Raw genomic sequence first — 13,997 nt, forward strand, 5'->3', positions numbered from 1 at the left:
CCTATGTACCGCCTGAGACAGCGAGAGGCGAGAGATTTCGGTCAAGCTGCCGGCGCTCCCGCACTTGGAGCAGCTGGACCGCCACGGAAGCCGCGATCACGGCCGGCTCCTTGTCCGTGATGCCGGACACCCCAATGGGGCAGACCAGCGAGGCGATCCGCTCCTGAGGCAGCCCCAGCTCCCGGAAACGTTTCTCGAACCGGGCCCGCTTCGTCGCACTGCCGATGAGGCCGACATAGGGAAAGCCGCGCCGCAGGGCCGCAGCCGTGATCGCCAGATCGAGCGGATGATCGTGCGTCATCACGAGGACGACGGAGTCCGGCCTCGCTTCCGCAATTTCGGCTTCAGGGCTTCGCATGCGGATAGCGGACGTGTTCGCCGGGACATGGGAGGGAAAGGCATCTTCCCGATCATCGAGCCAGCGAACGGCGAATGGCAACGGCGCAAGCGCCAAGACGAGCGCGCGGCCTACATGTCCTGCGCCGAAGAGCAGAACGGGCGTGCGGTCCTCGCCATGAGTCTCGCGCCATTTGGAGCCAGGGGCGACATCCGCCTCCGATGCCAGCTCGCGCCAGACGCGTCCTTCCTGCATCCGGCATTCGATATCGAAGAGGCCGCCCTTGGCCTCCGCTTCGACAAGCGGAGCGATGTCATCGAGGTCGCGCTTGTCGAACGTCTCGATGAGGATCTTCACGCGCCCGCCGCAGCATTGGCCGAGATCGGGCCCCAACGCCTGATCGATGATGCGTGCAGGCCCGCGCCCCTGGCTCAGCATCTCGCGCGCGATGTCGAGCATGAGGAATTCGAGCTGGCCGCCGCCGATGGTACCGTGGAAAGCGCCATCGGGCCGCACGACCATGCGCGCATCTCTCTCACGAGGCGCAGAGCCTTTTACCTCGTGCACGGTAATCAGGGCTGCAGCCCCATGCCGCGTGATAAAATCGGTGAGCTGTCGCCAGACCCTCACCCCATCGGCCTCCCCCGCAAGCTCTCACAGGCACGCAGGACCGCCTCCGGCGTCGCAGGCGCATTCAGCGGCACAGGCTTCGAGGGATCGAGCGAGTGTATCGCATCGGCCAATGCACAGAACACGCTGTTGGCCAGCATGAGCGGTGGTTCGCCCACGGCCTTCGAGCGGTAGATCGTCTCTTCCCGGTTGGCATTGGGATAAAGCGCCACGCGGAAATCGGCAGGCACATCAGAGGCCACCGGGATCTTGTAGGTAGACGGCGCATGTGTGAGCAGATGTCCTTCCTTGCTGAATACCAGTTCCTCGGTGGTGAGCCAGCCCATGCCCTGCACGAAGCCGCCCTCGATCTGCCCCACGTCGATCGCTGGATTCAGAGAGCGTCCGACATCGTGAAGGATGTCCGTACGCAGAAGCTTGTTCTCGCCAGTCAGCGTATCGACGATGACTTCGGAGCACGCTGCGCCATAGGCGAAGTAGAAGAAGGGCCGGCCCGTACCCTTGGCGCGATCCCATGTGATCTTCGGCGTCTTATAATGACCTGCTTCTGAGAGCTGGACTCGGGCGAGGATGCACTTCTTTGCAAGCTCGTCGAAAGGAATGCTCTCGTTGCCGATGAACACGCGTTCGTCGCGGAACTCGATCTGGTCTTCCGGCACGCTATAAGCTTCGGAAGCATAGGCGATCATGCGCTTCTTGATCGTACCTGCCGCGATCTTCGCCGCCATGCCGTTGAGATCGGAGCCGGACGAGGCAGCCGTCGGCGAGGTATTGGGCACCTTCGCCGTCGTCGTCGCCGTGATACGCACGCGTTCCATGCCGATGCCGAATTCCTCGGCCACCACCTGAGCCACCTTGATGTACAGCCCCTGCCCCATCTCAGTGCCGCCATGGTTCAGATGTACCGAGCCGTCCTGATACACATGCACCAGAGCTCCCGCCTGGTTCATGTGGGTCAGCGTGAAGCTGATGCCGAATTTCACGGGGGTCAGCGCGATTCCGCGCTTCATGATCGGCGAGGAGGCGTTGAAAGCCGCAATCTCCTCGCGGCGAATGCGGTAATTCGAGGTCTCTTCGAGCGTGCGCACGAGGTTGTGGAGAGTATCGGGCTCCTCCACCTCCATGCCATAAGGTGTAAGGTTCTCGGCCCCCCGGTAGAAATTGGCGTAGCGCACATCGAGCGGATCGCGGCCTGTCGCCCAAGCTATCTGATCCATCACATGCTCGATGGCGAGCATTCCCTGCGGACCGCCGAAGCCCCGGAAGGCTGTGTTGGACACCGTGTTGGTCTTCAGTCGTTTCGAGGAGATGTGGACGGCAGGCATCCAATAGGCGTTGTCCGCATGAAACATCGCGCGGTCCACCACGCCGGCGGAGAGATCCGCCGAATAGCCGCACCGTGCGAGCAGATCGACGCCGTAACCCTGGATGCGCCCCTCGTCATCGAAGCCGACGCGCCAGTCGCAGCGGAAATCGTGCCGCTTGCCGGTGAGGAGGAAATCGTCGTCACGATCAAGACGGATCTTGCACGGTCTCCCCGTGATGCGCGCGGCGAGAGCCGCCGTCACGGCCCATTGCGTTGCCTGGCTCTCCTTGCCACCGAAGCCACCACCCATGCGACGGGTTTCGCAAGTCACATAAGAATCCGGAATGTCGAGCACGCGGGCGACGACGTGCTGCACTTCCGTGGGATGCTGCGTCGAGGAATAGACGTGGACATCGCCATCCTCGCCCGGAATAGCGAAGGCTACTTGGCCCTCAAGGTAAAAGTGCTCCTGCCCGCCAATGCGAAACTGACCTTCGAGCTTGTGAGGCGCTGTGGCGATAGCGGCATCCGCATCGCCGCGACCATAGGAATAATCCGGCAGGACGGTTTCCCCGCGCGCCAGCGCATCCTCGACAGTGATGCTCGGCGTCTCGGACTCGATTTCCATCACTGCTTTCTTCACCGCACGCCGTGCGATATCGCGGCTTGTTGCGACGACGGCGAAGACGGCCTGTCCGAGAAAGCTGATTTCGCTGTCGACGAACAGAGGATCGTCGCCGAAGGCAGGCGATACGTCGTTCTTCCCGGGAATGTCGGCGACCGTGAGAACAGCAATCACGCCAGGCGCATTACGAACGGCGGAGACATCCAGCGAGACCAGCCGACCGCGCGCTTTCGGCGCCTGGCCGACGGCGACGTGGAGCGTGCCCTCCGGCTCGCGGATGTCGTCGATATATTGCGCAACGCCCTGCACGTGCTTGGGGCCGGAATCATGCGGCAGAGGCTTACGGACGTGGCGGAGCGTCTCGGCGTCGATGGGTTTGGTGGGGGCGTTCATGGCCACTACTCCGCCGCCTCAAGCGCCTCGCGCTGGCCAATGATCCGCGTGGCGCGGGTTTCGCCCGAGGCCGTCTCGCTCAGGGCCTTGAACACGAGGTTTCGAGCCACCGTCGCGCGATAGGCGGCCGATGCGCGATGATCGCCGAGAGGCTGGTAATCGCGGGCGATCGCGGCCATTGCCTCGCCCCAGCTGGACGGATCATCGAGGGAAACGCCAACAAGCGCGGCTTCCGTTTCCGTGGCACGTTTCGGAATGCCCGCCATGCCGCCGAAAGCGACGCGGGCCTCGGCGACGCGGCGGCCATCAAGCATGAACTTGAAGGCGCCCATGACGGCGGAGATATCCTCGTCGAAGCGCTTCGAGACCTTGTAAGCGCGAAAGGTCTCATGCGCCTTCAGCTTCGGTACCGCGATCCTGCGCACGAACTCGCCAGGCCGGCGATCCTGCTCGCGATAGGCGATGAAGAAATTATCGAGGGGAATGACGCGGGTGTTCTCGCCCTGGCACAGCTCAAGCGTGGAGCCGAGGGCGATGAGCGCGGGTGCAAGATCGCCGATGGGTGAGCCGTTGGCGATATTCCCGCCGACCGTTCCCGAAGCACGCACCTGGGCCGATCCGAAGCGGCGCATGAGTTCGCTGAGATCGCGATCGATCGATCCAAGGCTCGCGAAAGCCTGCGTATGCGTGACCGTCGCGCCGATGGTTAGCGTATCGGCGCTGTCCTCAATCCAGTCGAGGCCAGCGACGCGCCCCAGCCAGATGATCTTCTCCAGCTCGACCATGCCTTTTGTGATCCAAAGGCCGACATCGGTGCAGCCGGCGACCAGTGTGGCATCGGGATGCTGCGCATAGAGAGCCGCAAGAGAGGCTTCGCTCGCGGGAGCAGCGAAGAAGCAGGTGTCAGAGCCGATGAAGATGTCCTGACCATCGGTGAGCTCATCGAGACTACGCGCCGTTGTCTCGTTCGCTTGAGAGAATGCGTCATGCGGTGCGCTCGCGCAGGCATCGAGGGCCGCCTCGACGATGGGTCTGTAACCCGTGCAGCGGCAGAGATTGCCTGCCAGAGCATCGTTGATACGTTCACGATCTAAAGGCCGCTCGGCTTCCTGATAGAGCGTGAACAGGCTCATCACGATGCCGGGCGTGCAGAAGCCGCATTGGGAGCCGTGATGCGCCACCATGGAGGACTGGACCGGATGCAACTCTCCGCTTTTCGCCAGATCCTCGATGGTCACGAGCTCTGCGCCGTCGATTTGGCCCAGCAGCAGGATGCAGGCATTGATGGGCTCGTAATGAACGCGCCCGCCCCGCACGCGGCCGAGAGCCACCGTGCAGGCACCGCAATCGCCTTCGGCGCAGCCCTCCTTCGTTCCAACCCGGCGTTCCTGAAGTCTCAAGTAGTCCAGGAGTGTGGTGCGCGGGTGAAAGCCAGAAACCTCAATGGGCTGTCCATTCCGCCAGAAGCGGATTGCGTCTCGTGCCAAGATCTTCCTCCGCCGGGTTATTCCCGGCCTCTTATGGTGGGCCGGGAAGAATGACGGAGCAAGGGCTTTTCGCCAAGAGGACCATTCGAGGGCTCTTCTCGAGCTTCCCGCGAACCCTTGAGCTTACCAGGTACCCGTATTCGGCATGGAAGCCCAGGGTTCCTGCACAGGCCTGGGTTCGCCGCGCTGCAGCAATTCGATGGATATGTTGTCGGGAGTCTTGATGAAGGCCATGTAGCCGTCGCGAGGCGGACGGTTGATTGTAATTCCGGCATCCATCAACTTCTGGCAGGTTTCGTAGATATCATCGACCCGGTAGGCGAGATGGCCGAAATTCCGGCCACCCGAATATTCGTGCTCGTCCCAGTTATAGGTGAGTTCCAGAAGCGGGGCCTTGGTGTCCTTGGCCTTCTCCGCATCCCCGGGAGCCGCCAGGAAGACAAGGGTGAAACGGCCCTTCTCGTTCTCCGTCCGGCGGACTTCGACGAGGCCGAACTTGTTGCAGAAGAAATCGAGGGATCGCTCCAGGTTCGAGACCCGGACCATCGTGTGGAGGTATTCCATAGACCATCTCTCCTATGCGTTCGGCTTACCGTGATGGCGCATTTGGCGGAGAGATCAAGCCTCATGCTTTATACCCCCGGAAAAAGCCTTGGAATTGTCCAAGTGGGCGTGACTTTTATCGCTAGTCGATTCAGACAATCTTGCCCCTTACCGCCGAGCCCCTAAGCTATAACGCAATCACATTTCACAGAGAGTTGCCGATGCGCACCGATGTCGCCCAGCTTGTCCGCCTTGAGGATTATCGGCCGAGCGATTTCCTGATCGACCGTGTCGAGCTGGATGTCAGGCTTCATCCCACGATGACGAAGGTGACGGCGACGCTCTCCATGCGGCCCAACCCAGCCGGGCGTTCGGACGTGCCGCTGGTGCTCGATGGCGACGAGGTCAACCTGAAGGCGATCGCGCTCGATGAGCGTGTATTGGAGGTTGGGGAGTTCGAGGCCTCGCCCCAATCTCTCGTGATTTCCCAGCCACCGCAGCAGCCCTTCAGGCTCACCATTGAGACCGAGATCGACCCCACGGCGAACACTAAACTCATGGGGCTTTACCGCTCCAGCGGCAACTACTGCACGCAATGCGAGGCGGAAGGTTTCAGGCGCATTACCTATTTTCTCGACCGCCCCGATGTACTCGCCGTCTATACCACGCGCATCGAAGCTGAGCGGGTGGAGGCTCCCGTACTGCTCGGCAATGGCAACCCGGTCGAGAGTGGCGCTGTCGAGGGCACCGGCCGGCATTATGCCATCTGGCACGATCCTTTCCCGAAGCCGTCCTATCTCTTCGCACTCGTCGGCGGACGCCTGGGCCGTGTTGCAAAGCCTTTCACGACCATGAGCGGACGTAAAGTGGAGATCGCCGTTTATGTAGAGCCCGGCAAGGAGCATCGTGCCGACTATGCGCTCGATGCGCTCGAGCGTTCCATGATCTGGGACGAGAAGGTCTTCGGCCGCGAATACGATCTCGACGTGTTCAACATCGTCGCCGTATCCGACTTCAATATGGGCGCGATGGAGAACAAGGGCCTCAACATCTTCAATGATAAATACGTGCTCGCCTCGCCTGAGACCGCGACGGACACGGACTACGCGAATATCGAAGCGATCATCGCGCACGAGTACTTCCACAACTGGTCCGGCAACCGCGTGACCTGCCGCGACTGGTTCCAGCTCTGCCTGAAGGAGGGCCTGACGGTCTTCCGCGACCAGGAATTCTCATCCGACGAGCGGTCGCGCCCGGTGCATCGCATCGCAGAGGTGAAAACCTTGAGGGCACGGCAGTTCCTGGAGGACTCGAGCCCCCTCTCCCATCCGGTTCGCCCGAGCCAGTATCGGGAGATCAACAACTTCTACACCGCCACCGTCTACGAGAAGGGCGCCGAGATTGTGCGCATGCTCAAGACCATCATTGGCGATGAGGATTTCCGGCGCGGGATGGATCTCTACTACGAAAGCTGCGACGGCACCGCTGCGACGGTCGAGGATTTCCTGAAGGCTTTCGCCGATGTGACGGGCCGAGACCTCTCCCACTTCTCGCATTGGTACGCGCAATCCGGCACTCCGCGCGTGAACGTGCACGGACATTACGACGAGGCCGCAAAGACTTATCGCATCGATTTCAAGCAGCAGATTCCTCCAACGCCCGGACAGCCCACCAAGGAGCCGATGGTGATCCCTGTCGTGTTGGGTCTCGTGAGCCAGGATGGGCAGCCCATGCAGGCGGCCTGCGAGCGCGTGAGTACGCGCGGCGTATTTCTTCTGGATAAGGCTGAGGACAGCATCACCTTCACGGGCGTAAGCTCCCGCCCTGTTCCGTCCGTCTTCCGCGGCTTCTCGGCACCGGTGAAGGTGTCTCTCGACCTCTCAAGCGAAGAGCTTCTCGTGCTGCTCCGGCACGACACGGATGCCTTCAATCGCTGGCAGGCGGCGCAGACGGTTGCAATGCGTATGCTCGTATCTCTCTCGACAGGTGTCGCAGTACGCGATGAGGAGATGAACTCGCTCGCCTCCGCCTTCTGCTCCTTCATGGATAGGGACGCCTTGAGCGATCCTGCCTTCGCCGCGCTCGTTCTGACGCTGCCGAGCGAGGCCGATATCGCTCAGGAGATTGGCAAGGATGTGGATCCCGATGCGATCCATCGTGCCCGCAAGGAGGTGCGCCGGCACATCGGCCGCGCCTGCTTCGAGCACCTGACTGATTTCTACCGTACCCTCGCTGAGACCGAAGCCTACAGCCCGGATGCGGCCAGTGCCGGGAGACGAGCGCTGCGCAATGCTGCCCTCGATCTCCTGACGGCCGCAGATCAGCAAGCGGGGGAGAAGCTCGCGAGCGAACAGTTCGAGACGGCCAGCAACATGACGGACCGTCTCGCCTCCTTGGGCGTACTCATGACGATTCCGGGCATGGTGCGTGAGAACGCCATAGGAGATTTCGAGCAGCGTTATCGCAACGAACCTCTCGTTCTCGACAAATGGTTCACTCTGCAGGCAGCCATCCCGGAGGATACGACGCTTGATCGTGTGAAGCGCCTGATGGAGCACCCCGCCTTCTCCATCAACAACCCGAACCGGGTGCGCTCCTTGATCGGAAGCTTCGCGATGCTCAATCAGGTTCAGTTCAACCGAAAGGACGGAGCAGGTTATGCGCTCCTCGCATCCATCGTGTTGCGTGCCGACGAGTTGAACCCACAACTCGCATCACGTCTGCTCACTGCCTTCAGCACGTGGAAGATGATGGAATCGACACGCCGGTCTCACGCGCGGCGCGCGCTGCAATCCATCGCGCAAAAACCGAATCTTTCCCGCGATGTAGGAGACATTGTGAATCGGTCGCTTGAAGAAAACACAGCCGGCCAAGATTAAGATCACAGTGACAAGTGCCACCGCGACTTATCCAGAACTATCCCCAGGCCGAGCCGGGAATAAGAATTTTTTATTAACCAAACCGTCGGCATAGCTAGACAAATCAGCCACCCGTGATTCTATTGTTAGTGATTCGGAGAGATGCGGCACGTCCTCCGAATGAGGACAGTAACGGTTCCGAAGGGAGCATCGCATGGCGGGGGCGGTGACCGCATGCGTACCCGCGCGCACGGGTACGATTCTGGGCGTAGCGCGATCGGACGCGAACCCGGCTTATCGTCGGCTCGAGCAGTACGAATCCTTGCTCCGGCTCGCAGTTCCTGCCGTTCTCATTATCTTTCTCATCACGCTCGCCGGCAGCGCCTGGGTTCAGATCCGCGACGGCCGACGCGACGCTATGCTCGACGCGATCCAGGACATCGACATCATTGCCTCGCTTTCGTCCGCCAAGCTCGGCACCTATCGCGCTCCCGCTGACAAAGCACAGGCTGCCGCGCAACTCGCCGCCCTCATCAAGGAAATGCCAGCCAGCGCCCTGAGCCAGAGCCGAAGCCTCTTTCTCATCGGCCAGTCCAGTGCTGTGCTTGCCATGCATCCGCAGACGGATAGCGTGCCGCAGACGCTTTCTGAGGTTTTAGGCGATGCGCAACCACTGGCGTTGTTCGCGGATCGTGCGGGTGTGATGACGATCAGAATGTCTGACGGCAACGAGGGCATTGCGACCGTTCGCTCGCTTCCCTCCTCCTCCGGTCAGATCGCTATCATCCAGCCTCTGCCCCATGTTCTTTCCGGCTGGTGGACGCGCACCATCGGGCATGTCTCCCTCCTTGGTGCGACGATCATGGTGCTTCTCGGGATCGGCGTCGCCTACATGATGCAGGCAAACCGCGCTCGCGCTGCCGATGAGGTTTGCGAGAAGGTGCGCGACCGCATCGACTCCGCCCTCAATCGTGGACGCTGCGGCCTGTGGGATTGGGATATCGGACGCGGACGCATCTACTGGTCCGACTCCATGTATGAGCTGCTCGGTTACGAGCGGCAGGACGAGTTTCTCTCGTTCGGTGAAGTGAACGCCATGATCCATCCCGAGGATCAGGATCTTTACGCACTCGCCGAACAGCTGGCTTCCGCCACCACCTCTCTTGCCGATTTCGAATTCCGCATTCGCAGCGTGACGGGCGATTGGGTGTGGCTGCGCGCCCGCGCGGAGCTGATGAACGATCCGGACGACGCCGCAAGCCACCTCGTCGGCATCGCCGTGGATGTCACCGAGCAGCGCGGCCTGGAGGAAAAGACTGCCCGCGCCGATGCGCGCCTGCACGATGCCATCGAGGCCATCTCCGAAGCCTTCGTGCTCTGGGATGCGAACAATAATCTCGTGCTCTGCAATTCGAAATTCCAGAAGCTCCACGAGCTGCCGCCGGACGCCGATCTCCAGGGCAAGTCCTATGCAGAAGTAATGGCGCTTGGCCGTCCGCCGGAAGTGCAGCACCAGTTCCTGCGCCGCGAGCAGCAGGATGTGGGCGCCCGTACTTTCGAAGCGCGTCTTCAGGATGGCCGCTGGCTACAGATCAACGAGCGCCGCACCAAGGATGGCGGCTATGTGTCCGTGGGCACGGACATCACCGCGCTCAAGCGCCATGAGCATCGCCTCGTTGAGTCCGAGAAGGAACTCATCGCCACCGTACTCGATCTCAAGCAATCGCGCCAGAAACTCGAAGCGCAGACGCACCAGCTGGCGGATCTCGCCGAACGCTATCTCGACCAGAAGGCGCAGGCCGAGAGCGCCAACCGCGCCAAATCGGAATTCCTGGCCAACATGAGCCACGAGCTGCGCACACCGCTCAATGCCATCATCGGCTTCGCGGAAGTGATGCAGAGCGGCATCTTCGGTTCGCTCGGCTCGGAGAAGTACGAAGAATATTGCGCGGACATCCGCTCGAGCGGTGAATATCTTCTGTCCGTGATCAACGACATTCTCGACATGTCGCGCATCGAGGCCGGCCGCACGACGCTGAAGAAGCAGTCGCTTGAGGTTCACGCCTCGATTCAGCGTGCGCTGAGACTTGTGAGCGAGCAGACCAAGGCAAAGAACCTTTCGGTCTCCGTCGACGTGAACCCGGAAGACATCATGGTTCCGGCCGACGAGCGTGCGCTGCACCAGATCCTCGTCAACCTGCTTCAGAACGCGACGAAGTTCACGAGCGAAGGCGGCTGCATTACAGTGCGCACTCGTCTCGCAGGCGGCGCGGTGAACATCTATGTCGAGGACAACGGCATCGGTATTCCGGACCATGCCCTGCACAAGATCGGCCAGCCCTTCGAGCAGGTCGAGACTGAGTTCTCGAAGAGCTACAAGGGCTCGGGCCTGGGTCTTGCGATTGCCCGCTCGCTTGCCGAGCTGCACGGCGGCTCGCTTCGCATCAAGAGCCAGGAAGGCCTCGGCACCATCGTGCTCGTCCACCTGCCGCTCACGGAGGCCACAAATGCCGACATCGCTCTTGCCGATGCGGCTGCCGCGTAAGCGACGCGCATTCTTTAACACTAGACAACCAGCAAAAGGCGCGACCCGTTTCGGAGCCGCGCCTTGTCTGTTTTCATCCGCTGCGCCGGTGCAGCGGTTGGCTCACCAGCCCATGCTGACGCCGCTGGCCACGACCAGGAAGTCGGTCGCGCTCAGCGCCGTGCCCGCCGTCACTGTGGCGAACTTCACCGCCGCCGAGGCCGTGCCCGACCCGTCCGCGTCCCAGAACAGCTCGCCCGTGGTCCTGTCGTACAGGATGTGCTGATCCAATGTCGTGGCCACCGTGCCCAGCTTGAACGCCGCCGTGGAGAGCGTCCCGGCCGCCAGGCCCTTGAAGGTCGCGCCCGAGAGCTGGATCTTGTCGGTTCCCACCCCGAAGTCGGTGATCGTGTCCACGTTGCCCGCCCCCGGCACCGCATCGAACCCGAACACGTCCTGGCCCAATCCGCCCGTGAGCACGTCCGACCCGGCCCCGCCGACCAGGGTGTCGTAGCCATAGCGGAGCCCGCCTTCGAGCGTGTCGTTGCCGGAGCCGCCCGACAGCAGGTCGTTGCCGCCGCCGCCGTCGAGCCCGTTCGCCGAGCTGGTGCCGGTCAGCTGGTCCGCATAGGACGAGCCGGTCAGGTTCTCGATCCCGACATAGCTGTCGCCGGCGGCTTCGCCCGTATTGGCATAGAACGAGGCCAGGTTCGCCACCAGCCCGCTCACAGCACTGCTGTAATCCGCCGTGTCGCTTCCCGCCCCGCCGTCCAGCACGTCCGCGCCGGCCCCGCCGTTGAGCAGGTCGTTGCCGAGCCCGCCCGTGAGCACGTCCGCATCGGCACCGCCGTAGAGGCGGTCGTCGCCGGCCCCGCCATCGAGCAGGTCGTTGCCGGTGCAGCCGGCAAGATAATCGTGGCCGGCATTGCCGAACAGCGAGTTCTGGCCCGCATCGCCATAGAGCTGGTCGGCAGAGGCCGAGCCGGCCACCGCCTCGATGCCCAACAGCGTGTCGCCGGCGGCTTCACCGGTCGCAAGGTTGATGATGACGCCGGAAGCCGCATCCTCGTACGAGGCGAGGTCATAGCCTTCGCCGCCGTCGAGGAGATCGGCGCCGGCGCCGCCCTGCAGGGTGTCGTGGCCGGTACCGGCATAGAGGCTGTCGTTGCCGTCGCCGGTGACGAGCAGATCGCTGCCGGCATCGCCGACGATCCAGTCGGCCCCGGTGCCGCCGAAGATCTGGTCGGCGAAGCCCGAGCCCCAGGCCCCGACGATCGACACGAACACGTCGCCTTGCGCTTCGCCGCTGTTGCTGCCGGAGCCGTCGAGATGCACGGTGACACCGCTCGTGGCATGCTGGTAGGACGCCACCCCGCAGCCGCCCGCGCCGTCGAGGGTATCCGCCCCCGCGCCGCCCTCGAGCAGGTTGTTGCCGGTCTCGCCATGGAGCACATCGTTGCCCGCGCCGCCCAGCAGGGTGTCGTCGCCGGTCGAGCCGTACAGCGTGTCGGCACCGGCCCCGCCGTCGACGAGATCGTTGCCGGCATCGGCGATGATCCAGTTGGCGGCGGCATTGCCGATCAGCGTGTCGTGGAAGGCCGAGCCCCAGAGGCCGTTGACGGCGATGAACACGTCGCCGGCCGCCTCGCCGGTGTTGGCGGCGGCATCGCCCAGGTTCGCGGTCACGGCGATGAAGGCATGCTGGTAGGAGGCGACGCCGAAGCCGCCGGAGCCGTCGAGGGTATCGGCGCCGCCGCCGCCTTCGAGCAGGTTGTTGCCGCCGTCGCCCTTGAGCACGTCGTTGCCGAAGCCGCCGACGAGGCTATCGTCGCCGTCGCCGCCGAGGGTATCGCTGCCATCCGCGCCGCTCAGCGTGTCGTTCCCCGCATCGCCAGTGAGCAGATCTCCATATGATGAGCCGATGACGAAATCGTTGCCACCACCGCCAAACAGAAGCCCGCGTCCCTTAAGCATATCATCGGCGGATGTGCCGAGCGTCGAACTGATTACAACAGCGACGGATTTGTTGCTTCCATCCACATAGAAAGCAGTAGGGTGAATATGATCTGGTGCAAAATGCTCTCCGTACGTTTCATAGGCTTCATTCATCCTGGCACGGATCTCGGTCTCATATTCCGCATGAGAGCAATTAATTCCGGTTTCACCAGACAAAATTAAATGAAAACTATATCCCAGTTGGGAGGCCGCTTGAACAAGGAAATCAATTGTGCTGGGCGTTTCGCCTGGCAGGAGGCGCGGCGCATAGATCGACATGTCCACATAGACGAGATTGCCATTCTCATCGAGAAAACTGTGACCAGCGATGGGTTCATTCGAGGAATAATCCTGCGTTCCGAGATTGTCGGAGCCAGTCGTCCCATCACTGATATCGTTAGGATAGCCTGTTCCCGCTTCCCCGGTATCAATGTGAACCCGGTAGTAAGGAGACCCGCCTTCCGGGTCTTCAGTTAGGATGTATCTCTCGGAGACGAGGGAGGTGATGGTACCGTTCTCAACCCTAACTATTATGCGGACGCTATCGGCACCGACAGTTCGGTTGGTGATGGGATCGTAGACGGCGTCAATATCGATGTATTCGGCTTCGGTACCCGTCCCATCGCCGGCCTGGGTATTGGTCGATCCCGTCGAGCTGGACGATCCAGTCTGAGTGTTGGTCGACCCCGTCGAGCTGGGCGATTCAGTCTGAGTGTTGGAGGATCCTGATTCGGCCGGCGGATAGGACGATCCTGTGCCTGACCCTCCCGTCGGGTTGCCGGTGATGTTGCCGCTCGTTCCGGTGCCCCAGTAAGAGCCCAGGGTGCCGTTTAAGACGCGCAGCAAGTCCTGCAAAAAAATGTCCGCGATCGTTGCCATGTTTCCGCTTCCTCTGTGACGCCGACTTTCCGGTTAGCGGACGCTCGGCGGGGCTAAAGAACGCCCGTTCTCCGTCCAGTGCGGCCCATGAGCGTCGTTCACCTCTAAACATTTGAAATAATATATAGTATCGGAACTCGCGCAAGTGATTTTGCGCACACAATCGAGGATTTATGTCATACAACCAAAAGTTATGTAAATAGTTATATGTTAAGAACAAACCTTAAGACAGGAAACTTCGCCGTACTTATAGCTAATATAACGAAAAATACTTTCTGGAATTCAACGATTACATTTAAATATAAATCTATCCTGCATTTCATTGAAATTTGTTCAAGTGCGATACAAGAATACCTTTCTCATACTGCTTCGTCATGTGCCGGAAAACAGGCGCACCCTCAACGTAATGTCCTGTTATTT

General features: G+C 61.4%; 7 protein-coding genes. 2 read left to right on the plus strand and 5 right to left on the minus strand.

Translation table 11 applies throughout. The features are described from left to right. Position 1 precedes the first annotated feature (1 nt). From xdhC to AA309_RS13590, 4 genes are all read right to left on the minus strand, one after another. Positions 2 to 967 (minus strand): xanthine dehydrogenase accessory protein XdhC, encoded by a 966-nt coding sequence (gene xdhC / locus AA309_RS13575; protein ID WP_047189515.1) that lies wholly within the window; start codon positions 965 to 967, stop codon positions 2 to 4. Further along, positions 964 to 3,291, minus strand: a complete 2,328-nt coding sequence (gene xdhB, locus AA309_RS13580; protein ID WP_052954719.1) for a xanthine dehydrogenase molybdopterin binding subunit — start codon at positions 3,289 to 3,291, stop codon at positions 964 to 966. The genes xdhC and xdhB overlap by 4 nt, the downstream gene beginning before the upstream one ends. A gap of 5 nt (positions 3,292 to 3,296) precedes the next feature. Next, positions 3,297 to 4,778 carry a xanthine dehydrogenase small subunit gene (gene xdhA, locus AA309_RS13585; RefSeq protein WP_047189516.1) on the minus strand — a complete coding sequence of 494 codons (1,482 nt, stop codon included), beginning with the start codon at positions 4,776 to 4,778 and terminating at the stop codon, positions 3,297 to 3,299. A gap of 123 nt (positions 4,779 to 4,901) precedes the next feature. Continuing rightward, complete coding sequence (locus AA309_RS13590; RefSeq protein WP_047189517.1) at positions 4,902 to 5,342, minus strand: VOC family protein; 441 nt, start codon at positions 5,340 to 5,342, stop codon at positions 4,902 to 4,904. Between the two features lie 200 nt (positions 5,343 to 5,542). Between AA309_RS13590 and pepN the strand changes: the two genes are divergently transcribed. After that, positions 5,543 to 8,200: an aminopeptidase N gene (gene pepN, locus AA309_RS13595; protein WP_047189518.1), complete on the plus strand. Its 2,658-nt coding sequence runs from the start codon at positions 5,543 to 5,545 to the stop codon at positions 8,198 to 8,200. Positions 8,201 to 8,393: 193 nt separating this feature from the next. Then, positions 8,394 to 10,724 (plus strand): PAS domain-containing sensor histidine kinase, encoded by a 2,331-nt coding sequence (locus tag AA309_RS13600; protein WP_047189519.1) that lies wholly within the window; start codon positions 8,394 to 8,396, stop codon positions 10,722 to 10,724. Between the two features lie 102 nt (positions 10,725 to 10,826). On the opposite strand, the gene AA309_RS37225 is transcribed toward AA309_RS13600, so the two are convergent. Beyond that, the gene (locus AA309_RS37225) at positions 10,827 to 13,577 is read right to left on the minus strand and encodes a calcium-binding protein (protein ID WP_052954706.1); all 2,751 of its coding nucleotides are present in this window, start codon (positions 13,575 to 13,577) and stop codon (positions 10,827 to 10,829) included. Positions 13,578 to 13,997: the final 420 nt, after the last annotated feature.

Source organism: Microvirga vignae, from assembly GCF_001017175.1.
In the GTDB taxonomy this organism is placed as follows: Bacteria; Pseudomonadota; Alphaproteobacteria; order Rhizobiales; family Beijerinckiaceae; genus Microvirga; species Microvirga vignae.